General features: G+C 69.6%; 22 protein-coding genes. 11 read left to right on the top strand and 11 right to left on the bottom strand.

The window, feature by feature from the left end:
- Window positions 1-61 precede the first annotated feature (61 nt).
- The gene (locus tag OG953_RS27185; RefSeq protein WP_405687510.1) at window positions 62-778 is read right to left on the bottom strand and encodes an RDD family protein; all 717 of its coding nucleotides are present in this window, start codon (window positions 776-778) and stop codon (window positions 62-64) included.
- A gap of 134 nt (window positions 779-912) precedes the next feature.
- On the bottom strand, window positions 913-2,565 hold the full coding sequence (locus OG953_RS27180; RefSeq protein ID WP_405687508.1) for an RDD family protein: 1,653 nt from the start codon (window positions 2,563-2,565) through the stop codon (window positions 913-915).
- 212 nt (window positions 2,566-2,777) lie between these two features.
- Here OG953_RS27180 and OG953_RS27175 point away from each other — a divergent pair, with 212 nt between their 5' ends.
- Window positions 2,778-3,254, top strand: a complete 477-nt coding sequence (locus OG953_RS27175) for an SsgA family sporulation/cell division regulator (protein ID WP_405687507.1) — start codon at window positions 2,778-2,780, stop codon at window positions 3,252-3,254.
- Window positions 3,255-3,277: 23 nt separating this feature from the next.
- Here the strand turns inward: OG953_RS27175 and OG953_RS27170 are convergent, their stop codons facing one another.
- Entirely contained in the window at window positions 3,278-4,645 is a 1,368-nt protein-coding gene (locus OG953_RS27170) for an FAD-binding oxidoreductase (RefSeq protein ID WP_405687506.1), read from the bottom strand.
- Between the two features lie 97 nt (window positions 4,646-4,742).
- On the opposite strand from OG953_RS27170, the gene OG953_RS27165 reads away from it, so the two are divergent.
- A complete protein-coding gene (locus OG953_RS27165) occupies window positions 4,743-6,344 on the top strand; it encodes a tetratricopeptide repeat protein (protein ID WP_405687505.1) in 1,602 nt (533 codons plus the stop codon).
- A 196-nt stretch (window positions 6,345-6,540) separates the two neighbouring features.
- Here the strand turns inward: OG953_RS27165 and hppD are convergent, their stop codons facing one another.
- Window positions 6,541-7,686, bottom strand: coding sequence for a 4-hydroxyphenylpyruvate dioxygenase (gene hppD, locus OG953_RS27160; RefSeq protein ID WP_405687503.1), 1,146 nt, complete (start codon window positions 7,684-7,686; stop codon window positions 6,541-6,543).
- Between the two features lie 134 nt (window positions 7,687-7,820).
- On the opposite strand from hppD, the gene OG953_RS27155 reads away from it, so the two are divergent.
- The 8 genes from OG953_RS27155 (at window position 7,821) to OG953_RS27120 (ending at window position 14,388) form a co-directional block, all read left to right on the top strand.
- Window positions 7,821-8,294, top strand: a complete 474-nt coding sequence (locus OG953_RS27155) for an Lrp/AsnC family transcriptional regulator (RefSeq protein ID WP_405687501.1) — start codon at window positions 7,821-7,823, stop codon at window positions 8,292-8,294.
- Window positions 8,295-8,309: 15 nt separating this feature from the next.
- Window positions 8,310-8,957 carry an ABC transporter permease gene (locus tag OG953_RS27150; RefSeq protein WP_405687500.1) on the top strand — a complete coding sequence of 216 codons (648 nt, stop codon included), beginning with the start codon at window positions 8,310-8,312 and terminating at the stop codon, window positions 8,955-8,957.
- Window positions 8,950-10,221, top strand: coding sequence for an ABC transporter ATP-binding protein (locus tag OG953_RS27145; RefSeq protein WP_405687498.1), 1,272 nt, complete (start codon window positions 8,950-8,952; stop codon window positions 10,219-10,221). Before OG953_RS27150 ends, OG953_RS27145 begins: the two co-directional genes overlap by 8 nt.
- A 101-nt stretch (window positions 10,222-10,322) precedes the next feature.
- Window positions 10,323-11,117, top strand: a complete 795-nt coding sequence (locus OG953_RS27140; protein WP_405692089.1) for an ABC transporter permease — start codon at window positions 10,323-10,325, stop codon at window positions 11,115-11,117.
- A 1-nt stretch (window position 11,118) separates the two neighbouring features.
- Window positions 11,119-12,099, top strand: coding sequence for a glycine betaine ABC transporter substrate-binding protein (locus tag OG953_RS27135; RefSeq protein ID WP_405687497.1), 981 nt, complete (start codon window positions 11,119-11,121; stop codon window positions 12,097-12,099).
- A 112-nt stretch (window positions 12,100-12,211) separates the two neighbouring features.
- A complete protein-coding gene (locus tag OG953_RS27130; protein ID WP_405687496.1) occupies window positions 12,212-12,820 on the top strand; it encodes an ArsR/SmtB family transcription factor in 609 nt (202 codons plus the stop codon).
- 22 nt (window positions 12,821-12,842) lie between these two features.
- Window positions 12,843-13,040, top strand: a complete 198-nt coding sequence (locus OG953_RS27125; protein WP_405687494.1) for a hypothetical protein — start codon at window positions 12,843-12,845, stop codon at window positions 13,038-13,040.
- Between the two features lie 4 nt (window positions 13,041-13,044).
- On the top strand, window positions 13,045-14,388 hold the full coding sequence (locus OG953_RS27120) for an MFS transporter (RefSeq protein ID WP_405687493.1): 1,344 nt from the start codon (window positions 13,045-13,047) through the stop codon (window positions 14,386-14,388).
- A 202-nt stretch (window positions 14,389-14,590) separates the two neighbouring features.
- Here OG953_RS27120 and OG953_RS27115 read toward each other — a convergent pair whose 3' ends face one another.
- The 4 genes from OG953_RS27115 to OG953_RS27100 all read right to left on the bottom strand — a co-directional run bounded on the left by OG953_RS27115 (window position 14,591) and on the right by OG953_RS27100 (window position 20,285).
- Entirely contained in the window at window positions 14,591-15,385 is a 795-nt protein-coding gene (locus OG953_RS27115) for a PDZ domain-containing protein (RefSeq protein ID WP_405687492.1), read from the bottom strand.
- Between the two features lie 165 nt (window positions 15,386-15,550).
- Complete coding sequence (locus OG953_RS27110) at window positions 15,551-16,192, bottom strand: IclR family transcriptional regulator (RefSeq protein ID WP_405687491.1); 642 nt, start codon at window positions 16,190-16,192, stop codon at window positions 15,551-15,553.
- Window positions 16,193-16,530: 338 nt separating this feature from the next.
- The gene (locus tag OG953_RS27105; protein ID WP_405687489.1) at window positions 16,531-18,501 is read right to left on the bottom strand and encodes a hypothetical protein; all 1,971 of its coding nucleotides are present in this window, start codon (window positions 18,499-18,501) and stop codon (window positions 16,531-16,533) included.
- A gap of 146 nt (window positions 18,502-18,647) precedes the next feature.
- Complete coding sequence (locus tag OG953_RS27100) at window positions 18,648-20,285, bottom strand: hypothetical protein (protein ID WP_405687488.1); 1,638 nt, start codon at window positions 20,283-20,285, stop codon at window positions 18,648-18,650.
- Between the two features lie 287 nt (window positions 20,286-20,572).
- Here OG953_RS27100 and OG953_RS27095 point away from each other — a divergent pair, with 287 nt between their 5' ends.
- Window positions 20,573-21,142: a hypothetical protein gene (locus OG953_RS27095; RefSeq protein WP_405687486.1), complete on the top strand. Its 570-nt coding sequence runs from the start codon at window positions 20,573-20,575 to the stop codon at window positions 21,140-21,142.
- 83 nt (window positions 21,143-21,225) lie between these two features.
- On the opposite strand, the gene OG953_RS27090 is transcribed toward OG953_RS27095, so the two are convergent.
- The 3 genes from OG953_RS27090 to OG953_RS27080 form a co-directional block, all read right to left on the bottom strand.
- A complete protein-coding gene (locus OG953_RS27090) occupies window positions 21,226-23,007 on the bottom strand; it encodes a DEAD/DEAH box helicase (RefSeq protein WP_405687485.1) in 1,782 nt (593 codons plus the stop codon).
- Between the two features lie 163 nt (window positions 23,008-23,170).
- On the bottom strand, window positions 23,171-23,539 hold the full coding sequence (locus OG953_RS27085; protein WP_405687484.1) for a type II toxin-antitoxin system death-on-curing family toxin: 369 nt from the start codon (window positions 23,537-23,539) through the stop codon (window positions 23,171-23,173).
- Window positions 23,539-23,736 (bottom strand): Arc family DNA-binding protein, encoded by a 198-nt coding sequence (locus OG953_RS27080; protein WP_114249050.1) that lies wholly within the window; start codon window positions 23,734-23,736, stop codon window positions 23,539-23,541. The genes OG953_RS27085 and OG953_RS27080 overlap by 1 nt, the downstream gene beginning before the upstream one ends.
- Window positions 23,737-23,750: the final 14 nt, after the last annotated feature.

The raw sequence follows: 23,750 nt of genomic DNA, 5'->3' as shown, positions 1-23,750 counted from the left end.
GCCTGTACGGAGACCGAGGCCGTATGGCGCAAGAGGGACCCAGGGAGCGTCCGGCACTCCCCTAGTCGGTCTGCACGACCACCGTCTTCGCCGCCTTGTCGTGGAGGCCCTGCCGGTACGGCTTGTCCGTGAACATGAGCACGATATTGATCAGCCACCACAGGCACGGGCAGCACAGCAGCGCCGGCAGCCACAGCACCACGGCCCGCAGGAACGACGCACCGGTGTCCGGTACCCGGCCGTCGCTGAGCATCGCGACCCGCAGCTTCAACAGCCGCTTGCCGATGGTCCGGCCGTCCTTGTGTGTGAAGTACGTGTCATACCCGACGTAGAACACCAGACCGATCAGCGACCAGAGCAACTGGTGCCCGCTGTACGTCTGGCTGAAGACATCGCTGAGGTTGCTGTTGCTGCTGTTGCTGTTGTCGTTCATCTCGACCAGCCCACCCCACGGCAACGAGATCAGATACAGCGGGATCGAGATGATCAGGAAGTCGATCAGCCGGGCCAGAATCCGCTTGCCGGGCTCGCCGAGCGGCGGCATACCGGCCAGCGGATCCACGCCCCCGTACGGGCCACCGCCGCCGTAGGGACCAGAATCGTACGGCGGCGGAGGAGGCGGCGGAGGCGGCGGAGCGCTGTCGTATGGCGAACCCGACGACGGCCCCTGCGGCTCCTGAGGTTTCTGCGGCCCCTGCGGCTCCTGCGGCTCCTGCGGCTTCTTGAGGAACGGGTCCTCCTCGGGCGGCTGACCGGACGTCGGCTGATCGTTGCTCATGGGGGCAGTGCACCCCGGCCCACGAGCGCCCGCAACGGCTCAGGTGCGTTCGGGGGAACGGCACGCCCCCCGAAGGCCCCTCCCCCGATGAGCCGTCAGCCGGAGGAGTGGGCTCCGCGGGCCCTCGCGCGGAATCAGCCCGCCACGAAGGTGTGCGCCACCTTGTCGTGCCAGCACTGGCGCCACGGCCGGTCGAACAGACACCAGAGCACATTGACCACTCCGACCACCAGGACGCCCAGCACGCCGTAGACCAGCCAGCGGCGCAGCGCGGCGCCGAAGGACGGGGCCTCGTGGGACTCGATGTTCCGCACTTCGAGTCCGCAGAGCTTCTTGCCGAGCGTACGGCCCCACTTGGCGGTCGGCAGCGCCTCCAGCAGGACGCCGAGCACGAGGAACGCGCCGAGGACCCCACCGAACAGACCGGCCGTGGTGGAGTCCACCAGCCAGACGGTGACCGTCTCACCGGACAGCTTCGCCGCGCTGATCTTCTCGTCGATGTGGTCCATCGCCCGCGAGACGAGCGGGAAGCCGATCGCGCCGACGAGCGCCGCCAGCACCACCGTGTCGACGAGCCGGGCGGCGAACCTCCTGCCGAGTCCGGCGGGCCTGGCCGATGCCTGGGCCTGCGCGAGCTGCTGGAAGGGGTCGTTGACCGGGGGCTTCCAGGGCACGACGGGCTGGTCCGGCTGCCCACCGTGCGCACCGAGCTGCGGGTGAGGCTGCTGCCCCTGGAGCGGGAGGTGGGGTTGGTGTTGCTGGGGCTGCGGGCGGGCCGCCTGGTCGGGCTGGGCGAGTTGGTGGACCTGCTGCGCCCAGGAGGCGGCACCGCCGCCGGGGCCCGAGGTGAGAGGACTGTTGAGCTCGGCGGGGGCCGGGGCGTGGGTCTGTGCCGGGGCGGGGGCGGGATTCTGCGCCTGGGCCTGTGCGGGGGGCTGCGCGCCGGTCCCGGGGGCGATCGCGCGGATCGCCATCGTCCCGTCGGCGGGCGGGCCGCCCGCGTCACCGCCGCCGGGGCGGGCCGGGCGGTCGACCCTGATCGCGACCGTGTTCTCGGGGGCCTGGCTCCTGCCGTCACGCATGCCCGGCAGCGCACCGCCCGTCGGATCCGGGGAGGCCGGCCGACGCGGGTCTACGGAAGCACGGTCGACAGGTTCCCGGACCGCGGAAGCACGGTCGACGGGCTCCCGGACCGCGGAAGCACGGTCGACGGGCTCCCGGACCGCGGGAGAACGGTCGACGGGCTCCCGGACCGCGGGAGAACGGTCGACGGGCTCCCGGACCGCGGGGGCCCGATCAGCCGGGGTTCGGTCCGCAGACGTACGCGGATCCCGGCCGGACTCCGGTCCCGAGCCGGACCCCGCCCCCGACGGCGGCCGGCTCTGCTCGCCCTGCCGGCCCGGCTCGCCCTGTCCGCCGGGCTGCCCGGCGCCGCCCCAGGAAACCCGCCGGTCGCGTTCGCCGCCGAAGCCGGTCTGCCGGGAGGCGTCGGCCTGCCAGGCGGTGGCCGGTTCGGGGCGGTTGTCCGCGTACGGCTCCTCGTCGAGGAAGACCGGACCGGTCTCGTCCACCGGCGCGGGCGCCGGGACCGACGGCTGCGACTGCGGTTCGGCCGCCGCTCCGGACGACGTTGCGGGCATCGACTCGCCCTGCTGAGGGGCGGGCCGGCTCGTGCCGGGCACCCACGAAGCGCCGTTCCAGTACCGGACATATCCGGGAATGGACGGGTCGGGGTAATACCCCTCGCGGGGGCTTTCGTCACCGGGTGCCGGGGTTGGGGCGCTCATCACCGTGGTCCCGTATCTCTTCGAGGCCTCAATACAACGGGTCCACATCTATCAGACGCCCGCGTACCGCCGGGCCGGTCCAGGGGTTTGGGCCACTTTCCGGTCACGCAGAAATTTTTTCCGGAAGTCGCGTAATAGATGGCGGGGAGGGCGCTCTCTCCCTGTGCGGACCGGTCGCGGGACCGGCCCACAGGTACCGAAAGGACGCACTCATGCACACCGTCGTGGAACACGAGCTGGAGCTCAAGCTGGTTCTGTCGCCCGAGCGCAGCATCCCCGTCCCTGCCCGGCTGACGTACCGCACGGAGGACCCGTACGCCGTGCACGCCGCCTTTCACATCGGCTCCGACTTCCCCGTCCACTGGACGTTCGCCCGCGATCTGCTGGTCGAGGGCGTGTTCCGGCCGTGCGGCCAGGGGGACGTGCGGATCTGGCCCACCAAGGTCGACCGGCGCAACGTCATCTTCGTGGCCCTGAATTCGCCCGACGGCGACGCCCTTCTGGAGGTGCCGTCCGCCGTGGTGGCCACCTGGGTGGAGCGGACTCTGCGGCTGGTTCCGCCGGGTACGGAGACCGAGCGGCTCGGCATCGACGAGGGTCTCGCCGAGCTGCTCGCGCCGCTGCCGGCCGACGATCTGTGGCTGAGCGACCCGTGGGCATCGGACGAGTGGCAGGACGGCGACGCGTGAGCGGGCGCGGTCCTGGCCGGCCGTCAGAACACCTTGCCCGGGTTGAGCAGCCCGAGCGGGTCGAACGCCTGCTTGATGCCCCGGTGCAGTTCGACGCTCACCTCGCCGAGCTCACGCGCGAGCCATTCCTTCTTCAGGACGCCGACGCCGTGTTCACCGGTGATCGTGCCGCCGAGTTCCAGGCCGAGCGCCATGATCTCGTCGAAGGATTCCCGGGCCCGCCGGGACTCGTCGGCGTCGGTGTGGTCGAAGCAGACGACGGGGTGGGTGTTGCCGTCACCCGCGTGCGCGCAGACGCCGATGGTGAGGTCGTACTTCTCGGCGACGGCGGCGGTGCCTTCGAGCATCGCGCCGAGCTTCGAGCGCGGTACGCAGACGTCGTCGATCATCGTGGCCGGCTTGACCGTCTCCAGTGCGGTGAGCGACATCCGCCGGGCCTGGAGCAGCATTTCGGACTCGGCGGCGTCCTGAGCGGGGACCACCTCGGTCGCGCCCGCCGCGGTGCACAGCTCGGCGACGGCGGCCAGGTCGGCCGACGGGTCCGGGGTGTCGAAGGCGGCGAGCAGGAGTGCCTCGGTGGTTTCGGGGAGGCCCATGTTGGCCATCCTGTTGACGGCATGGACTGTTGTACGGTCCATCAGTTCGAGGAGTGACGGGGTGTGACCGCGCTCCATGATCCGGCAGATCGCATCGCAGGCCGTGGCCGCGCTCGGGAACTCGGCGGCCAGGACCAGCTGCTGCGGCGGCTGGGGCTTCAGCGCGAGCACGGCCTTGACGACGATGCCGAGGCTGCCCTCCGAGCCGACGAAGAGCCGGGTGAGGTCGTATCCGGCGACGCCCTTCGCGGTACGGCGGCCGGTGGTGAGCAGCCGCCCGTCGGCGAGGACGACCTCCAGGCCGAGTACGTATTCGGCGGTGACCCCGTACTTCACGCAGCACAGACCGCCGGACGCGGTGCCGATGTTGCCGCCGATGGTGCACGTCTCCCAGCTGGAGGGGTCCGGCGGGTAGTGGAGACCGTGCTCGTTGACCGCCCGGGACAGCACCGCGTTGATGACGCCCGGTTCGACGACGGCGATCCGGTCGACGGGGTTGATCTCCAGGATCCGGTCCATCTTCACCAGGGACAGCACGATGCAGCCGTCGGAGGCGTTGGCCGCGCCCGACAGACCGGTACGGGCTCCCTGCGGGACGACCGGGACGCGCAGGGCCGTGGCTGTGCGCATGACGTGCTGGACCTGCTCGACCGTGCGCGGGAGCACGACGACGGCCGGCGTGCCCGCATCGCAGAAGCTCGCCATGTCGTGGGCGTAGGAGGCGGTGACGTCCGGATCGGTGATCAGGGCCTCGGCGGGCAGACCCGCACGCAGTTGTTCGAGAAGGCCGTTCATGATCCAAGCGTGGCACTCGGGCCCATTGGTGTGAACCCGTCTGCCGCAGACTTCACAAGACGCGGTGTGATCTTCGTACTGACGCAGAGTGATCGGCATGGATGTCACGCCGCAGCAGCCTCCGGAGTCCCCCGATTCGACCCAACCTCCCCTTGAACCCCCCGGAACCGGCCCCGCACCGCCGGACCCGGCCCCCGCCGAGCTGCCGCCCCTTTCGCTGCGTACGACGCTGCGCAGGGCGGCCATGGGTGCGGTGGCGGGTGCGGTACTGGTGACGGGTGCGGTGGTGGCCGTGCCGGAGGACGAGAAGAAGTCCGCGCCACCGCCCGCGCCCGGTCCGGTTTCGCGGGCCCTGAAGGCCAGGGACATGGGCTCCCCCGCCTCGCTCTCCGATCTGACGGCGCTGATCGGGGACCGGCAGCTGTGGGTGGGCACGCATCCGTCCGACGCGCCGTCGTGGGCGTTGCTCGGTACGGCCTATGTGGAGTGGGGGCAGCGTTCCGCGGACGCGGCGTACTACGGCCGGGCCGAACAGGCACTGAAGCGTTCGCTGGACGTCGAGCCGGGTGAGAACGGGAACACGGCGGCCTGGGTGGGGCTCGCGACGCTCGCCAATGCCCGGCACGACTTCGTCACGGCGAAGAAGTGGGGCGAGACGGTACGGGCACGGGAGCCGAAACAATGGAACGTGTATCCGGCCCTGATCGACGCGTACAACGGCCTCGGTGACTACAAGTCCGCGAACACGGCGGTGGAGAAGTTCACGGCTCTGCACTCCGGTGCCCCGGCGCTCATCCGGACGGCGCAGGGGTACCGGGACCGCGGCCGGCGCGAGGACGCGCTGGCCGACGCGCAGGCCGCGGCGGACCGGGCCACCACACCGGCGCAGAAGGCGGAATGCCTGTATCTGCTGGGCGAACTGGCCTGGGAGCGGGGCGAGCCCGACCAGGCGGTGGCGCAGTACAGCGCGGCGCTGCGGACCGACCGTGCCCATCCGTCGCTCGCGGGCCGGGCCAGGGCGCTGGTGGCGCTCGGCCGTACGGACGAGGCCGAGCGCGACTACAAGGCGGCGCTGGCCAACCTCCCCCGACCCGAATACATGCTGGAGCTGGGCGAGTTGTACGCGTCGCTGGGCCGGGACGAAGAAGCCCGGAGCCAGTACGCACAGCTCGGCGAGGCTCTCGCGCGTGACGACGGCGAGGGCGTGGACAACGCAACTCTGCGCGGCCGTTTCGAGACCTATCACGGGGATCCGGCCGCGGCGGTGAAGCTGCTGAAGGCGGAGTGGGACCGGTCGCACCGCAGCGCGGCGGTGGCGGACGCGCTGGGCTGGGCGCTGCACCGCTCCGGCGACTCGTCCTCCGCGCTGCAGTACGCGACGCGGGCGGTCGACACGGATGGGCGGAACGCCTCGTACATGTCCCACCTGGGCGCGATCCAGCAGGCGTTGAAGGACTACGGTCCGGCGCGCCGCAATCTGGCGGAGGCCCTGCTCATCAACCCGCACTTCTCGCCGCTGGAAGGCCCGGCGGCCCAGAAGGCCCTGGACTCCCTGGGCGGCCCTCCGGCTGACGTCCCGCAGGGCATGGAGCCCGCCCGGGCACCCGAGACGGCGGCGAAGCCGCGGCCCGCCGCACCGGCGCCGCAGCAGCAGACACCCGCCAAGGCCCCGGCCTCGCATGTGCTGAGCAGCCGCTGACGGGGGCGGGCGTTACTTCGCCCGGGTCCCGCGTCGGTCCGGTCGCCGGACGGCCCGCGATGTGCGGGCCGTCCGGCGATTTCCGTCGCTGCCCCGAACCGTTTGTCGGCGCAGGGCAGGACGGGCCTTGGCCCCGGTCCTCTGGAGGGGGTTCGCCAAAGGCCCCGCCTTCACGCTCTCGGAACTCGGAGGTGGCTCAGAGGTTGCCGCGCTTCTCCTGCTCGCGCTCGATCGCCTCGAACAGGGCCTTGAAGTTGCCCTTGCCGAAGCCCATCGAGCCATGGCGCTCGATCATCTCGAAGAAGACGGTCGGGCGGTCCTGGACCGGCTTGGTGAAGATCTGCAGCAGGTAGCCGTCCTCGTCGCGGTCGACGAGGATCTTCAGCTCGCGCAGGATCTCCACGGGGACGCGGGTCTCGCCCGCCCACTCGCCGAGGGTGTCGTAGTAGGAGTCGGGGGTGTCCAGGAACTGGACTCCGGCCGCCCGCATCGCGCGCACCGAGGCGACGATGTCGTTCGTGGCGAGCGCGATGTGCTGGACGCCCGCGCCGCCGTAGAACTCCAGGTACTCGTCAATCTGGGACTTCTTCTTGGCGATCGCCGGTTCGTTGATCGGGAACTTCACCTTCAGGGTGCCGTCGGCGACGACCTTCGACATGAGGGCGGAGTACTCGGTGGCGATGTCGTCGCCCACGAACTCCTTCATGTTGGTGAAGCCCATGACCTTGTTGTAGAAGCCGACCCACTCGTTCATCCGGCCGAGTTCCACATTGCCGACGCAGTGGTCGATGGCCTGGAAGGTCCGCTTGGCCGGCGGCTCGACGATGGGGGCCGCGGCGACGTAGCCGGGCAGGTACGGGCCGTCGTAGCCGGTGCGCTCGACGAGGGTGTGGCGGGTCTTGCCGTACGTGGCGATGGCGGCCAGCACCACCGTGCCGTGCTCATCCTTGACCTCGTGCGGCTCGGCGAGTCCGAGGGCGCCGTGCTCGACTGCGTACGCATAGGCCGCGCGGGCGTCCGGGACCTCGATGGCCAGGTCGACGACGCCGTCACCGTGCTCGGCGACATGGTCGGCGAGGAAGCGGCCGTGGTCGGTGGACGCCTTGATGACGGAGGTGAAGACGAAACGGGCGGAGCCATTGGTCAGGACGTAACTCGCCGTCTCGCGGCTGCCGTTCTCCGGTCCGGAGTAGGCGACCAGCTTCATGCCGAAGGCCGTCGAGTAGTAGTGAGCGGCCTGCTTGGCATTGCCGACGGCGAAGACGACCGCGTCCATTCCCTTGACCGGGAAGGGGTCGGCCTGCCGGGCTGTGTCGGGGGTGGTGTGCAGAGTCTCAGTCATACGCGAAGGCTCTCGCCGCTTCGCAAGGTGCGCAACAGTTCGCGAATCCGCTGGTCAATCTGCACAGCCGATGGGGATGATGGCCGGGCTATCTGTACATGATGACCACCACAGCGACCCCCCGGAGACGCACCATGGCGATCGATCATCTGGACGGGCGGCTCATCGTACTGCTGGCCCGCGAGCCCCGTATCGGCGTCCTGGAGGCGTCGCGCCGACTCGGCGTGGCGCGCGGGACGGTGCAGGCGCGCCTCGACCGGCTTCAGTCGAATGGAGTCATCCGCGGATTCGGCCCGACCGTCGATCCGGCGGCGCTCGGCTACCCCGTCACCGCGTTCGCGACGCTGGAGATCAAGCAGGGCCAAGGCGCCGATGTACGGGCCCACTTGGTCGGTGTCCCGGAAGTGCTGGAGCTGCACACCACCACCGGGCACGGCGACATGCTCTGCCGTCTCGTCGCGCGTTCCAACGCCGATCTTCAACGGGTGATCGACCGGGTTGTCGGTTTTGATGGCATCGTCCGGGCCTCCACAGCCATCGTCATGGAGAACCCGGTTCCGCTGCGCATCATCCCGCTCGTCGAGCAGGCCGCAGGGGACAACGACTGAGCCGAGGAGTGGCGTGTGAGCTTCTGGGAGTACCTGGGCAACCGGCATCAACAGCTGCTCACCGACGCGTATCAGCACGTCAGTGCCGTATTCCAGTGCATGGTCATCGCCACCGTGCTGGGTGTGCTGATCGGGGTCGTCACCTATCGCAGCGGATGGGCGGGGTCGCTGGCCATCACGTCGACGGCGACGATCCTCACCATCCCCTCCCTCGCCGCGATCGGTCTGCTCATCCCGCTGGTCGGGCTCGGGGTCCCGCCCACGGTGATCACTCTGACGCTGTACGGGCTGCTGCCCATCGTCCGTAACTCGATCGTGGGGCTGCGCGGCGTCGATCCGTCGCTCGTCGACGCGGCGAAGGGCATCGGGATGTCGCGGCCGGCCCGGCTGTGCCGGGTGGAGCTGCCGCTCGCCTGGCCGCCGATCCTCACCGGCATCAGGGTCTCCACACAGATGCTGATGGGCATCGCCGCCATCGCCGCTTATGCGTCGGGCCCCGGCCTGGGCAATGAGATCTTCCGCGGCATCGCCTCGCTGGGCAGCGCCAACGCGCTCAATCAGGTGCTCGCAGGCACGCTCGGCATCGTCATCCTCGCCCTGCTCTTCGACGCCGCGTACGTACTGCTCGGGCGGCTCACCATCCCCAGGGGGATCCGTGTCTGATACCGCCGACGGGAACACGGCCGCCGACAGCGCCGGGACGACGAAGACCACTTCCGGCGCCACCATCCATCTGGACAACCTGACCAAGCGCTATCCGGGAAATCCGAGCCCGGCGGTGGACAGCGTCACGATGGACATCAAGGCCGGTGAAACGGTGATCTTCGTCGGCCCGTCCGGCTGCGGGAAGTCCACCACCCTGAAGATGATCAACCGGCTGATCGAGCCGACGTCCGGGCGGATCAGGATCAACGACGAGGACGTCACCGACATCGACCCGGTGAAGCTGCGCCGCAAGATCGGTTACGCGATCCAGTCGTCCGGGCTCTTCCCGCACATGACGGTCGCCGAGAACATCGCCCTCGTACCGAGGATGGTCGGCTGGTCGAAGTCGAAGGTGAAGGACCGGGTCGAGGAGATGCTCGATCTGGTCGGCCTCGACCCCCGGGAGTTCCACGGGCGCTACCCGCGTGCGCTGTCCGGCGGACAGCAGCAGCGGGTGGGCGTGGCGCGGGCCCTGGCGGCCGATCCACCGGTGCTGCTGATGGACGAGCCGTTCGGCGCGGTCGACCCGATCACCCGGGATCACCTGCAGGACGAGCTGATCCGGCTCCAGCACGAGCTGCACAAGACGATCGTCTTCGTCACCCACGACTTCGACGAGGCGATCAAGCTGGGTGACCGGATCGCGGTACTGCGGGAGCGTTCGCACATCGCGCAGTTCGACACCCCGGAGGCGATCCTCACCAACCCGACGGACGACTTCGTCTCGGGTTTCGTCGGTGCCGGGGCCGCGCTGAAGCGGCTCAACCTCACCCGCGTACGGGATGTGGAGATGGTCCAGTTCCCGACGGTTACGGTCGACGACCCGCTCCAGTCGATCTTCAACAAGCTGCGCAGCGGCCCGCACAACGAGCTTCTGATGCTGGACCGCAGGAACCGCCCGTACAAGTGGCTGCGGCGCGGCGACCTGATGCGGGCGCGGGGTTCGCTGGCGCGTGCCGGGCAGTTGGTCCATGACACGGTGACCCGGGACGCGACGCTGCACGACGCCCTGGAGGCGGTGCTGACCGACAGCGGCGGACGGGCCCCGGTGACCGGGCGGCGCGGCGAGTTCATCGGGGTCGTCGACATGCACACCCTGATGAACTCCGTCCAGGAACTGCTGGAGGCCGACCGGCTCGCCGCCATCGAGCACCAGCACGACCTGGAGGAAACGCGCGCCCACCAGACCGAACAGGAGCTGGAGGGCGGTGCGGGCTCATGAATCCCAACTTCCCGCGGAATCCCGAATCGGCGCGGCCTCCGCGCTCCCCCCGCCCGGCGCCCGCGTCCGACAAGGACCGCCCGCCCGGCGAACACGACGTCATGGGCCATGCCTTCCGCGACGAGGAGGAGGAACCCCCACCACCACCGGCGGGGCCGCGGCGCCGGATCACCTGGCGCAAGCTGGTACTGCTGCCGGCCGCGCTCGCGATCATCCTGGCCATCACCTATCTGTGGATCACCCACACCCACCTCGACTCGATCGCGAGGAATTCGCTCACCGGCGGCAATGTGCGGCTGCGCTGGTGGCAGCATGTGAAACTGACCGCGATCTCGACGTTCTGGGTTCTGATCATCGCCATCCCGCTGGGGATCGCACTGACCCGGCGCCGGCTTCGCAAGGGCGCCCCGGCGGTCACGGTCGTCGCCAACATCGGGCAGGCGACCCCCGCGATCGGTCTGCTGGCGCTCCTGGTCATCTGGCTGGGCATCGGCCCGTCGACGGCGATCATCGGCATGGTGATCTACGCCGTGCTGCCGGTGTTCTCCAACACGGTGGCCGGTCTCAAGGCGATCGAACCGAGCCTGGTCGAGGCCTCGCGCGGCATCGGCATGTCGGCGATGGGGACGCTCACCAAGGTCGAACTGCCGCTCGCCGTCCCGCTGATCCTGGCCGGCGTACGGACGGCGCTGGTGCTCAACGTCGGTACGGCGACCCTGGCCACCTTCGTCGGTGGCGGCGGCCTCGGGGACCTGATCACCTCGGGCATCCAGACCCAGCGGATGCCGGTGTTGGTGCTCGGTTCCGTACTGACGGTGGTGCTGGCGCTGCTGGTGGACTGGCTGGCCTCGCTGGTCGAGGTGGCGTTGACGCCGCACGGACTGGAGGTGGGGTGAGATGAGCCCGCGGCAGGTGCGTGCCGGACTCGTGGGGGCCCTCGCCCTGGCTCTGACGCTCTCCGGGTGCGGTCTGAAGAGCGGCTCGCCGATGGTGGACAACGTGGTGCCGGGCTCCGTGGGGCAGGGGCAGCCGCTGAACGGTGCTTCGCTGACCGTCACCTCGAAGAACTTCAGCGAGAACATCATCCTCGGCCAGATGATCGGCCTGGTCTTCAAGGCCGCCGGTGCGGAGGTCCTGGACCGGACGAACCTGCCCGGTTCGATCAGTGCGCGCGAGGCGATCATCAAGGGCGGCGCGGACGCGATGTACGAGTACACGGGCACCGGCTGGATCACCTATCTGGGCCATGCGAAGCCGATCGCCAACCCGTTGGCGCAGTGGAAGGCGGTCCGCGACGAGGACCGGAAGAACGGGGTGACCTGGCTGAAGCCGTCCACCCTCAACAACACCTACGCGCTCGCCATCAGCAGGAAGAACAACGCGAAGTACCACCTGAGGACGCTCTCCGATGCCGCCGCGCTGGCGAAGAAGAACCCCTCGGCGGTGACGATCTGCGTGGAGAACGAATTCGCCTCGCGCGACGACGGGCTGCCGGGCATGGAGAAGGCGTACGGGATGTCGCTCCCGGCCGCCAACATCAAGAAGATGGACGCCGGGATCATCTACACCCAGGTCTCGAAGTCCAACTCCTGCCTGTTGGGCGAGGTGTTCACCACGGACGGCCGGATCAAGGCCATGGACCTCGATGTACTCGTGGACGACAAGCACTTCTTCCCCAACTACAACGCGGCGCCCGTCATCCACACCACGACCTTTGAGAAGTACCCGCAGATCGCGGGGCTGCTCGACCCGGTCAGCAGGAAGCTGACGACGGAGGTCGCCCAAGTGCTCAACGCGAAGGTTGATGTCGACGGGCAGGACCCGCACGAGGTGGCGAAGGACTGGCTGATCCAGGAGGGATTCATCAAGAAGGGGTGAGGAGCGGGTGGGCTCCCCGCGCCTCCCCTCCCCCTCAACTTCCGCAGAGTTACAAAGAAGTTGATGCAAAAAAAGTGTTGCAAAGCTGTCTTTGCAACTCTACGGTTGAGACATGGAAGCGAAAGAAGCCACCGGCAGCGACAAGGCCACCGACGACCCGAAGGTGCTCCACGTCGACGCCCGCAAGCTGCGCGGGCTCGCACACCCCCTGCGCATCCGACTGCTCAACACGCTCAGGGAGTTCGGCCCCGCCACCGCGTCCGGCCTCGCCGACCGTCTCGGCGAGTCCAGCGGCGCCACCAGCTATCACCTGCGCCAACTGGCCTCGTACGGCTTCGTGGAGGACGACCCGACGCTCGGCAAGGGCCGTGAGCGGTGGTGGCGGGCACTGCACTCCGGCAGCGCCTTCGACACGAAGATCCTGCGGGACGCCGACCCCGAGGTCCGCGGCGCGATGAACGTCGTGCTCCACGAGATCGCCACGGGCCACGCCCAGGAGCTCAACACCTGGCTCGGCACGATGCACGAGTGGCCCCGGGAATGGACCGACAGCTGGGACCTCAGCGACTTCAAGATCCGGCTCACCCCCGAGCTCACCAGCGAACTGACCAACAAGATCCACGAATTGGTCGACAGCTACCGCGGACGCGTCCCCGAGGACACCGAGGGCTCGGCCATGGTCCGTACGCATCTGCACCTCTTCCCGCGCCCCAACGCCTGAACCGACCGAAAGGACCCATGCCATGAACCCCGAGACGCTCCTGCAGCTGCACGCCGTCAGCTCCGCCGACCTGCGCCGCCAGGCCGACGAGTTCCGTCTGGTGCCGCGCGCCCCGCGCAAGGGCCTGCGGACCCAACTGGGCTGGACGATGGTCGAATTGGGCTTGCGCTTGATTCCGAACCGGCCCACGCTGATGCCCCACTCGCCCCGTACGGCCTAGCTCCATGGACGGGGGGAAGAACGCACACGACAACGCGGACGCCCGTACGGATACCGCCGTGCCCGCCGTAAGCCGGGACCGCAGGCCACTCGCCTCGGTACTGACGGCCAACTCGATCTCGACCATCGGGAGTTCACTCACCCTCATCGGCGTCCCGTGGTTCGTCCTGGAGACCACGGGCAGCGCGGGACGGGCCGGCGTCGTCGCCTTCTGCGCGACTCTGCCGATCGTCGTCTCCGCACTGATCGGCGGACCCGTCATCGACCGGATCGGGCGCCGCCGGGTCTCCGTCGCCTCCGACCTGGTCTGCGGCGTCGCCGTAGCCGCCATCCCGCTGCTGCACTACGCGGACGCCCTGGCGTTCTGGATGCTGTGCGCGCTGATGGCGCTCAGCGGACTCCTGCACACCCCGGGCAACACGGCCCGCTACGTCCTCGTGCCGGATCTCGCCGAGCACGCCGGCGTCACCCTCGCCCGCGCCGCCAGCTTCTTCGACGCCGTCTCGCGCGGCGCCCGGATGGTCGGGGCGGCGCTGGCCGGCGTACTGATCGCCCTGGTCGGCGCGGAGACCGTGCTGCTGCTGGACGCCGCGACGTTCCTGACGTCCGCGCTGCTGATCGCGGCCGGGGTGCGGGGGGTACGCGCGGCCGAGCCCCGCAAGGCCGCGGCGCCCGTCTCGCTGCGGGCGTACCGCGCCGAACTGCGCGAGGGATACGCCTACTTGCTGAGCAACCGGCTGCTGCTGGCCGTCGTGGTGATGGTCCTCTTCATGAACGGCACCGATCAGGGCTGGAACGCCGTCCTGCTGCCGGTGCACGCCTCCGCCGAACTGGGCGGGGCCAGGGACATCGGGCTGCTCACCGCGCTGTTCGGCGCGGGCGGACTGACCGGGGCGCTGCTGTACGGGGCGTTCGGGCACCGTTTCTCGCGGCGGGCCGTCTTCACGGTGTGCGTGGTGCTGTGCGGCGCGCCCAGGTACGCGGTCGCGGCGCTGACCGGGACGACGCTGCCGCTCGCCGTGACCATGGCGCTGAGCGGCATCGCGGGCGGGGTGCTGAACCCCATCCTGACGACGGTGATCTACGGGAGCGTGCCCGACGAGCTGCGCAGCCGGGTCTCCGGGGTCCTCACGGCGGGCGGCGAACTGGCCATGCCGGTGGGCGGCCTCGCGGCCGGCCTGCTGGTGGAGAGCGCAGGCGCGAGAGGCGCGCTGCTGGCGATGGGCACGGTGTACCTGCTGGCAACGCTGAGCCCGTTGGTGTTCCCGGTGTGGCGCACGATGGACGCGGCCGAGTCCGAGTCCGGGGACACGGCGGCAAAGGCCTCGGTACCGTCACCGGCCGCCTAGGGTCTTTCGTTTGGATCAGGCCGGATCAGGGAGCGGGTTCCGGTGCCGTTCATCGCAAGGCGGAGGAAGGAGGCATGGCGGAGCCCGATGGGGTCTCCCCTGGTCGAGCGGAGCCGAGAGCTTGGGGAAGACTGACGACAACGCGGCGAGGCGCGGTGCCGGGGCACGCGAGCCCGGCATGATCCAAACGAAAGACCCTAGGTCAGCAGCTCGGGACCTTGCGCCCCTGCTCCAGCGCCTGGAGCGAGGACACCGCGCTCTTCAGGGTCGTGACCGGGATCAGCTGGAGCCCCTCGGGGAGCTCGGCGCCCGCCTCCCGGCACTCGGCCTTCGGGACGAGGAAGACGGTCGCACCGTCGCGGTGCGCGGCCTGGGTCTTGAGCGACACTCCGCCGACCGCGCCGACCGTGCCGTTCGCCTGGATCGTTCCGGTGCCCGCGATGGTGCGGCCACCGGTGAGATCGCCGCCGGAGCCGTCGCCGTCGAGCTTGTCGACGATGCCGAGCGCGAAGAACAGGCCCGCGCTGGGGCCGCCGACATCGGCGAGGTGCAGGGTGACGTCGACCGAGTCCTTTGGCTTGCCCAGGTAGTTCAGGGCCGCGTCGACGGCGGAGTTCTGCGACTTCTTCATGTCCTCGAGGTTGTGCTTCTCGATCTCCTTCTCGGAGCCGCCGGTCGGGTAGACGGAGTTGCGGGGCAGAACCGCCCGGTCCGTACGGAACCAGCTGTCGGCCACATCACCGATGCCGACATCGGTGTTGGGCCCGGTCGCGACGATCGTCGTCATCCGCAGTTCGCCCTTGGTGGGGCGGGTGGGCGCGCCCTTGATAGTGATCACGGGGGTGCCGTGATCCTCCCCGAGCACGTTCGCGGTCGTGCCGGGCTGCGCCAGCGTGAACGGCAGCGGCGCGAAGGCTGCCACGCCGAACAGGGCGAGGACGGGCAGGGCGCACAGGGCGAGGGTGCGGGTGCGGGAGCGCAAGAGACGAGTGAGCACCCGCCCAATCTAACCGCCGGGGCGGGGTGTGCGGGCCGGGTGGTGGGGCGTACCCGTCCTGCTCCGGCTGCCCACGCTCCGCGAGAGGCCGGGGCCGTCCGGCTTGCCGCTTTGTCCTCAATCGCCGGACGGGCTGGATTTGTCCGCCCGGCCGCCACAGATTGCCTACCTCAGCGCGTCCGCCACCTCGCGGGCCGCGTCCACGACTCGGGGGCCGACGCGTTCGGGTACGGCGTCCGCGAGCATCACCACGCCCACGCTCCCCTCGACCCCCGTCACCCCCATCAGCGCGGCCGCCGCCCCGCTCGCCCCGGCTTCCAGTTCGCCGTGGGTGAGGGTGAAGGCGGTCTCGGCCACCGGCTTCTGGCGGGCGGCGAGGATCGCCCGGCCCGCGGCGCCCCGGTCCAGCGGGTGACGGAAACCGGCCCGGTAGGCCACGTGGTAGTCGGTCCAGGTCGGCTCGACCACCGCGACCGCCAGCGCGTCGCTGCCGTCGACCAGCGTGAGATGGGCGGTGGCCCCTATGTCCTCGGCGAGGGACCGCAGCGCGGGCAGTGCGGCTTCCCGCACGAGCGGGTGCACCTGGCGGCCCAGGCGCAGCACGCCGAGGCCCACCCTGGCCCGGCCGCCCAGATCGCGGCGTACCAGGGCGTGTTGTTCCAGGGTGGCAAGCAGACGGTAGACCACGGTTCGGTTGACGCCGAGTTTGTTGGACAACTCGGTGACGGTCAGGCCGTGGTCGGTGTCGGCAAGCAGTTTGAGGACCCGTAGTCCCCGGTCGAGCGTCTGGGAGGTCTCTGCGGTCACGACGCCCTCTCCTCTTTGGTGAGCGGCGGCGGCTGGTTCCCACGGAATGTGTGCCACCGGTCCCAGCGGCGACGCACGGAGAGGCCGCCGGCCCGGCCAAGGCAACCGGCTGCGCTCCGCGGCGGCGCTGCCACGGAGCGTGCATTTTTTTGCGACAGTAGCGAGCCCGTCCGCTCAGCGGAAGACCTCGTCCAGAATCCGGGCGTCAGCGGAAGTGGAGTTGTGGTGAAGAAGCGTAAGCGCCGGTCAGCGCTGCGTCGGCCGAAGCCTGGACGTCTACGCGCGTCCAGGTCGGCCGACGGCTCGGCGACACTCCGCACACCGGACGTGAACGGGTGTTAGCTCACTGTGAACGACTGTTGCACAATTTTTCCGTTCACGAGCACCTCGCAGGCTCTGATCGCCCTCGTCGCCGGGTCGCGGACGGTGAAGTTGAGGGCGAAGGTGCCGTCGAGTCCGATGACCCGGGTGACGTACGAGTCCGAGGTCTGTTTCCCGTCCGCGGTGCGGCCGGTCACCGAGACCGTGGCGACGGGGGCGAAGCCCCGGCCGGTCACCTGGACCACCGTGCCGAGGGGCCCCTCGGACGGCGAGAGTGCGAAGGACGGTCCGGCGGGGACGCTCCCGTCCTGGACGGTGAACGCCGCCGTCTCGGTGCGCGGGTTGACGAGGACCTCCCGGACCCGGATCGCGACGGTGTCGGTGGCGTTGACCGTGAAGGTCTGCGAGAACGCCCCGTCCAGCCCGACCACCTTCGTCTTCACCGGGTCGGACGTCTGCGATCCGTCGGCCCGCAGCCCGACGACGGATACGGTGGCGACCTTCGCGAACCCCTGCCCGAGGACGGTGACGGAGGTGCCCTTCGGCCCGGCCGACGGGGTGAGGACGACAAAGGTCGGGGCGACGGTCAGCGGGGTGAGGGCCTGCACTCCTCCCGCGGTGACCTGGAGCGCGTACACGGCGCGCGGGGTGGATCCGGCAACGGTGACCGTACCGGCGAGGGTTCCGTCGGCGTTGATCCGGAGGGTGGAGCCGCTGATCCGGGCGCTGTCGCAGGCGCTGCCGTCGGCTGCGCAGAGCGCGGCGGCGGGCGTGGTCCCGGTCGGCCAGTCACCGCCGGAGAGGGCGATCGTTCCGCCGGGTTTGACCTTTGCCGCACCTGCCTGGAGCGTCGCGGACGCGTCGGTCACGGCGAACGGGGTGGTCAGTACGGTCGCCGGGTCGTTGCCCTCGTCGACCTGGATCGCGGCTATGGCCGGGTCGGAAACGGTGAAGTCGGCGCTGAACGTGCCGTCGGGGGTGCTCTTCACATAGACGGCGGTGTCGTCGAGCGTCGCCCCGCTCGCGTCCAGGCCGACAGTGTTGATCCACCGGTCCTGGAAGTAGTTGCTGCCGGTCACCTCGACGACGCTGCCGAGCGGCGCACCGGCGCGGGAGAGCGCGATGGCCCGTGGCCCGCCGGGCACGTACGCCTTGACGGTCAGGGGCGCGGTCGCCTCCTTCGTACCGTCGCCGACCTTCACCAGGTACGAGCCGTCCGCCACGGTCCCGGCGGCGGCGAGCACCGCACTTCCGGTCAGCTCCCCCGAGCTGCTGATCGCAAGGGTGCTGGAGACGAACTTGCCGGTGTCGCAGCCACCGCCGTCCGCCGCGCACAGAGAGGGCACGGGGGTGGCGCCGGCGGTCCACAGGCTTCCCGTCAGGACGACCGCGGTGGACGGCCGGACGGCGGTGGTGGGCGCGGTCAGGGTGGCGGGCAGGCCCGCGGTGCCCTCGGCGGTGACGGTGCCGATGGAGCCGCCGCCGCTGATCACGTCGCACGGGGTCTCGTAGGTGGAGCCGAGCACCTTCGTACGCGTCAGATTGCGTACGGGGGTGAAGGAGATCGGCCCCTTCGCACTGGCGGGGATGATGAAGTCCCCTTCGTACGGCGGGATCTCGATCGGCTTCCCGGACGGGATGTCGAGGTTGATCTGGGGCCCGGTGACGGTGACCGTGCCGGTCGCGCCGCCCGACATGGCGAAGTCGATGCTGGGGGTGGTGGGCACATCGCTCAGGCTGAGCCCGCTGGTGGCGGGGGACGGGCCGAGGGTGACCTTGGCGTGGACCTTGCCGCCCGGGTCGACGACGGCCGGCGAGAGGTCGACGCTCATCTGCTGCGGCCCGGTGGCCTCGCCCTGTCCGGCGGGCAGGGCGCAGTGGACGGTCGGGGTGACCGTGCCGGCATGGGCGACGGGGGCGAGTGCGACGGTTGTGCCGGTCCAGGCGAGCACGGCCCCGGCGGTGAGGGCGACGGCGCGGCGTAACACCGCACCCGGTCTTCTCGATCTCGGCCGTACGAACATGCGACTCCTCCGTGACTACGGGAATTCTCCGAATTCGAAATGGCGACGCCCGCCCGCTCCATTGCGATACGGAGCAGGCGGGCGTCTCCGGGGCTTTCCCCTGACGGTTCTCAGAGAAGAGTGAGTGTCAGGGTGGCGCTGTAATCTCCGGGCCGGGTGGATCCGGGAACCGTCAGCGTGAGATCGGCGTCGGCGTCGAACCGGCCGCCGGTGAACGGACGGGATCCGTCCGGATTCATCCGGCAGAGGCTCGCCGCCTCGCTTCCCAGCGCGGCGGGCGACCCGGCCACAGGCACCCCCACACTCCCGTTCTGCGCCGTGCACTTGGGTGTCCACCGGACGGCGCCCGCCGGGATGGTACCCCCGTCGGCGCTGGTGAAGCCGGTGAGGGTGGCGGTCAGGGACCAGCCGCTGTCGACGCCGCGGGCGTCCTCCACCTCGACCCGGTTGAGCCGGGAGCGCTGCACACCGCTGCCGGTGCCCAGGACCGTCGTACCGAAGTCGACGGTGTCACCGTCCTGGACCATGGACAGTGTCCCGGCCCGGACCGAGGTGTTCAGTTTCTGGTCGGCGGTGCCGCCTCCTCCCCCGCCCGTGGAGACGGTGAACGGGGCGGTCCGTACGGTCGCCGGATCGTTGCCCTCGTCGGCCTGGACGGCGACGACGGCATCGGAGATCACGGTGAACTCGACGGCGAAGGTGCCGTCCGAGCCGCTCTTGACGTAGACCGCGCTGTCGTCGAGCCCGGTGCCCGTCGCATCGAGGCCGATGACATTGATCCAGCGGTCCGGGTTGTAGTTCCTGCCGCTGACCGTGATCACACTGCCGACCGGTCCGCTGCTCTGCGAGAGCGAGATCTCGCGGTCGCCGGCCGCGACGGCCTTGACGGTGAGGGGAGCGGTGGCTTCCTTCGTACCGTCGTTGACCTTCACCTCGTACGCGCCGTCCGGCACCGCCCCGGCCTCCGCGAGGGTGGCCGTGCCGTGCAGCGTTCCGTAACTGTCGATGGTGAGGGTGTGGCCCTTGAACTTCAGCGGATCGCAGCCGCCACCGCCCACCGCACAAAGTGAAGGCACGGGTGTGCCACCCGACGTCCAGCCCGAACCACCCAGCGTCACAGGGGTGTTGGGGTGTACGGGATCGGCGGGGGCGGTCAGGGTGGCGGGCTCGGAGCCGGTGCCCTCCACCGTGACGGTGCCGATGGGGCCACCCCCGTCGACCACGTCGCAGGGCGTCTCGAAGACCGAGCCGAGCACCTTGGTCTGCGTCAGCGTACGGACCGGGGCGAACGAGATGTCGCCGGAGGCGTCCGCCGGGACCAGGAAGTCGCCCTCGTACGGCGGGAGTTCGATGGGCGTCCCGGCCGGGATGTCCATCGTGAACTCGGCGCCCCGCACGGTGACGGTTCCGGTGGCCCCGCCGGACATGGCGAGGTCGAGGCTGGGGATGGTCGGCACATCGTCCAGCGCGAGTTGGCTGGTGGCGGGGGACGGGCCGAGCGTGACCTTGGCGTGGACCTTGCCGCCCGGGGCGACGACCGCGGGCGACAGCTCGACGGTCATCTGCTGCGGCCCGGTCGCCTCACCCTGACCGGCGGGCAGGGTGCAGTGGACGGTCGGGGTGACCGTACCGGCTGCCTGTTGTCCGGCCGGTGGCGCGGCCTGGGCAGTGGCCCCGACGCAACTCAGGGACAGTACGAAGCAGGCAGCGAGCAGACCGGTCACACCGGGTCTTCGTCGTCGGATCACCAGACACCCCTCCATGGCCCATTGATTGCGCACATTGAGGAGGTCACGCGCAGAGAAGTCAAGAGAGAATTAACTGATCCTTATCCGGAGAATGATCGTTATCTGAAATGCCCGAAAAGCATTTCTACAAGCACTTTTCACGCACCTGTTGACATCTCTTGACATCTCCGAAGATCACAGTTTCACTGCATCCGACATGCCGGGCCCGGCACCCGAATCCGCAAGAAGATCGCATACGGCGATTTCTTCGAATCCGCGGAATTCAACCGGAAGGAGTTCCTCCCGCCATGTCGATCACTTCTGTACGGCCGTCGAGAGTACGGCCGTCGAACCGAAGACACGTCCGCGTCCCGCTCGTGCTGGCCGCGGCCTGTTCCGTGGCCGGCGCCCTCGCCCTGGCACCGACGGCCCAGGCGGTGACCCCGCTCATGGCCACGGCCACGTACGACTGCGGAACCTGGGGCCACGGTCTCGCCACCCTGACCGCCGCCGACTCGGGCACGTCCAAGACCATCAAGATCAACTCCACCGCGATCACCATGCCGACCGGCACCAGTGCCGACCCGAACAGCATCACGACGACGCTCAAGCTCACCAAGACCTCGGGCGGCGTCACCAGTCAGGTGCAGTTCTCCGGGAAGACCAACCCCGGCATGACCAGCCCCAACCCGATCACCCTGGGGCCGCTGAAGCTCACCTCCGGCACCCTGGCGGCGGGTGACACCACGAATTCCGTGGTGCTGGCCACTCCCCCGAGCGCCACCAACTGGTCACTGCAGATCGTGGCCTCGTCCCCGACGTCGGCCACGGTTCCGTGCGTGGCCACGGTCAACCAGTCCGCACCGTTCGTCTGGTAGCCGCACCCGATCCGCACGAACGACGCCGGCCCGGAGCGAGGACCGCTGTCCCCGCTCCGGGCCGGCACTTCACGAGAGCCACCTCACGTCATACGGGTGGCCCACTCCTGAACCTTCTTGATCCGCTGCTGGATCTGCCCGGCCGTCGCCTCCGCACTCGGCGGCCCACCACACACCCGCCGCAGCTCGGTGTGGATCACACCGTGCGGCTTTCCGCTCTGATGCGTGTACGCCGACACCATCGTGTTGAGCTGCTTGCGCAGCCCCAGCAGCTGCTTGTGCGTGACCACCGGCCGTGCCTCGGCCGGCTTCTCCAGCAGATCGGCGTCCCCGGCCGGCTTCTGGCGGCTGTGCGCGATCTGCCGGGTCTGCCGCTTCTGGAGCAGCAACTGCACCTGGTCGGGTTCGAGCAGCCCCGGAATCCCCAGGTAGTCCTGCTCCTCCGCGCTCCCGGGGTGGGCCTGCATGCCGAATTCGGCACCGTCGTACAGCACCCGGTCGAAGACCGCGTCGGATTCGAGGGCCTCGAAGGGCAACTGCTCCTCGGTCTCCTCGTCCTCCAGCTTCTCGGCGTCGGCGAGGAGCTTGTCCTCCTCCGCGAACGGATTCTCCTCGTCGCTGCCCTTCTTGGGCTTGTCGAGGACGTGGTCCCGTTCGACCTCCATCTCGTTGGCGAAGTCGAGCAGCATCGGAATGGTCGGTACGAAGACGGAAGCGGTCTCGCCGCGCCTGCGCGAGCGCACAAAACGGCCGACGGCCTGTGCGAAGAAGAGCGGCGTGGAGATGGTGGTGGCGTACACGCCCACGGCGAGGCGCGGCACGTCGACGCCCTCCGACACCATGCGGACCGCGACCATCCAGCGCGATTCGTCCTCGCTGAACCGGTCGATCTTCTTCGACGCGGCCTTCTCGTCGGAGAGGACCACGGTGGCCTTCTCGCCCGTGACCCTCTTGAGGATCTTGGCGTACTCGCGCGCCGACTCCTGATCGGTGGCGATGACGAGCCCGCCCGCATCCGGAATGCCCTTGCGGACCTCGGTCAGCCGCTTGTCGGCGGCGCTCAGCACATTGGGGATCCAGTCCCCGGTGGGCGACAGGGCGGTACGCCAGGCCTGCCCGATGGCGTCCTTGGTCATCGGCTCGCCGAGCCGGGCCGCGATCTCGTCACCGGCCTTGGTGCGCCAGCGCATGTTGCCGCTGTAACTGAGGAAGATCACGGGCCGGACGACGCCGTCGGCGAGCGCGTTGCCGTAGCCGTAGGTGTAGTCGGCCGAGGAGCGCCGGATGCCGTCGTTCCCCTCCTCGTACACGACGAAGGGGATCGGGTTGGTGTCGGACCGGAACGGCGTACCGGTGAGCGCGAGGCGACGGGTGGCCGGGTCGAACGCCTCCTGGCAGGCCTCGCCCCAGGACTTCGAGTCACCGGCGTGGTGGATCTCGTCGAGGATCACGAGGGTCTTGCGCTGCTCACACCGATTGCGGTGCAGCATCGGCCGGACGCCGACACCCGCGTAGGTGACCGCGACCCCGTCGTACTCCTTGCTCAGCGGGCCCGCGCTGTACTCGGGGTCGAGCTTGATCCCTATCCGGGCCGCGGCCTCGGCCCACTGCTTCTTCAGGTGCTCGGTCGGTGCGACGACGGTGACCTGCTGCACCACGTGGTGATGCAGCAGCCATGACGCGAGGGTCAGCGCGAAGGTGGTCTTCCCCGCGCCGGGGGTGGCGACCGCGAGGAAGTCGCGCGGCTGCTCCTGGATGTACTTCTCCATGGCGCCCTGCTGCCAGGCTCGCAGCTTGCCGGCCGTGCCCCAGGGGGCGCGGCCGGGAAAGGCGGGTGAGAGGTGGTGGGAGGCGGTAGTAGTCACGGTCTCCGGTTCGGGTCTCTCGGGTACGTGGGGCGCTGTCCGTACGGCCGGGACGGACCCGTACGCGATACGACAACCGGGCCACCCTACCGGGGGCCCGGCCGGAACCCCGTATGAACGAGCGGTGGTTCGGCGCCGCTGAGACCCTCTTCACAGAGGTGCGCTACACGGCGAAACCAGGGAGCCGTTCCGCGATCCTGGGCATGTCGAGGGACCCCTGGCACACGTCCAGCACGAACTTCTCGGCCTCGTCGACATCGAAGTCCGCGCTCAGGCGATGCCCGTTGATGTGCAGGAAGACCCAGGTCGCGTACCAGGCGATGCGCTTGTTTCCATCGACGAGCGCGTGGTTGCGGGCCAGGGACTCCATGAGCGCCGCGGCCTTCTGCCACACGTCCGGATAGGCGTCCTGGCCGAACACGCTCGCCTGCGGGCGGGCGAGCGCCGAATCGAGCAGCCCGTAGTCGCGCACCTCGGCAGCCCCGAGGCGCTCGGCGAGGTTGAGCAGCTCGGGAAGTGTCAGGTACTTCATCAGGCGAGCCTCCGGTTGAGCTCCTCACTCACCTTCAGCACGTGATCCGCCGCCTCGTTGAAGAGGCGCGAGTGTTCGTTTATGGCGGTGATCACCGCGTCGTGGGCGAACGACTGCATGCTCCGCCCCTCCGACTCGGCGCGCGCACGCAGTGCGTCCAGCTCTTCCTCGGTGAACCGCAGATTCAGACCAGCCATGCACGGATGGTACC

It is taken from the genome of Streptomyces sp. NBC_00057 (assembly GCF_045041165.1).
Taxonomy (GTDB): Bacteria; Actinomycetota; Actinomycetes; order Streptomycetales; family Streptomycetaceae; genus Streptomyces.
This window is presented reverse-complemented; position numbering and strand designations above follow the sequence as displayed.

Bases quoted from the DNA above. Each gene is read 5' to 3' on its own strand.
- OG953_RS27185 (WP_405687510.1), bottom strand. From the start codon at position 778: ATGAGCAACGATCAGCCGACGTCCGGTCAGCCGCCCGAGGAGGACCCG.
- OG953_RS27180 (WP_405687508.1), bottom strand. From the start codon at position 2,565: ATGAGCGCCCCAACCCCGGCACCCGGTGACGAAAGCCCCCGCGAGGGG.
- OG953_RS27175 (WP_405687507.1), top strand. From the start codon at position 2,778: ATGCACACCGTCGTGGAACACGAGCTGGAGCTCAAGCTGGTTCTGTCG.
- OG953_RS27170 (WP_405687506.1), bottom strand. From the start codon at position 4,645: ATGAACGGCCTTCTCGAACAACTGCGTGCGGGTCTGCCCGCCGAGGCC.
- OG953_RS27165 (WP_405687505.1), top strand. From the start codon at position 4,743: ATGGATGTCACGCCGCAGCAGCCTCCGGAGTCCCCCGATTCGACCCAA.
- hppD (WP_405687503.1), bottom strand. From the start codon at position 7,686: ATGACTGAGACTCTGCACACCACCCCCGACACAGCCCGGCAGGCCGAC.
- OG953_RS27155 (WP_405687501.1), top strand. From the start codon at position 7,821: ATGGCGATCGATCATCTGGACGGGCGGCTCATCGTACTGCTGGCCCGC.
- OG953_RS27140 (WP_405692089.1), top strand. From the start codon at position 10,323: ATGGGCCATGCCTTCCGCGACGAGGAGGAGGAACCCCCACCACCACCG.
- OG953_RS27135 (WP_405687497.1), top strand. From the start codon at position 11,119: ATGAGCCCGCGGCAGGTGCGTGCCGGACTCGTGGGGGCCCTCGCCCTG.
- OG953_RS27130 (WP_405687496.1), top strand. From the start codon at position 12,212: ATGGAAGCGAAAGAAGCCACCGGCAGCGACAAGGCCACCGACGACCCG.
- OG953_RS27125 (WP_405687494.1), top strand. From the start codon at position 12,843: ATGAACCCCGAGACGCTCCTGCAGCTGCACGCCGTCAGCTCCGCCGAC.
- OG953_RS27120 (WP_405687493.1), top strand. From the start codon at position 13,045: ATGGACGGGGGGAAGAACGCACACGACAACGCGGACGCCCGTACGGAT.
- OG953_RS27095 (WP_405687486.1), top strand. From the start codon at position 20,573: ATGTCGATCACTTCTGTACGGCCGTCGAGAGTACGGCCGTCGAACCGA.
- OG953_RS27085 (WP_405687484.1), bottom strand. From the start codon at position 23,539: ATGAAGTACCTGACACTTCCCGAGCTGCTCAACCTCGCCGAGCGCCTC.
- OG953_RS27080 (WP_114249050.1), bottom strand. From the start codon at position 23,736: ATGGCTGGTCTGAATCTGCGGTTCACCGAGGAAGAGCTGGACGCACTG.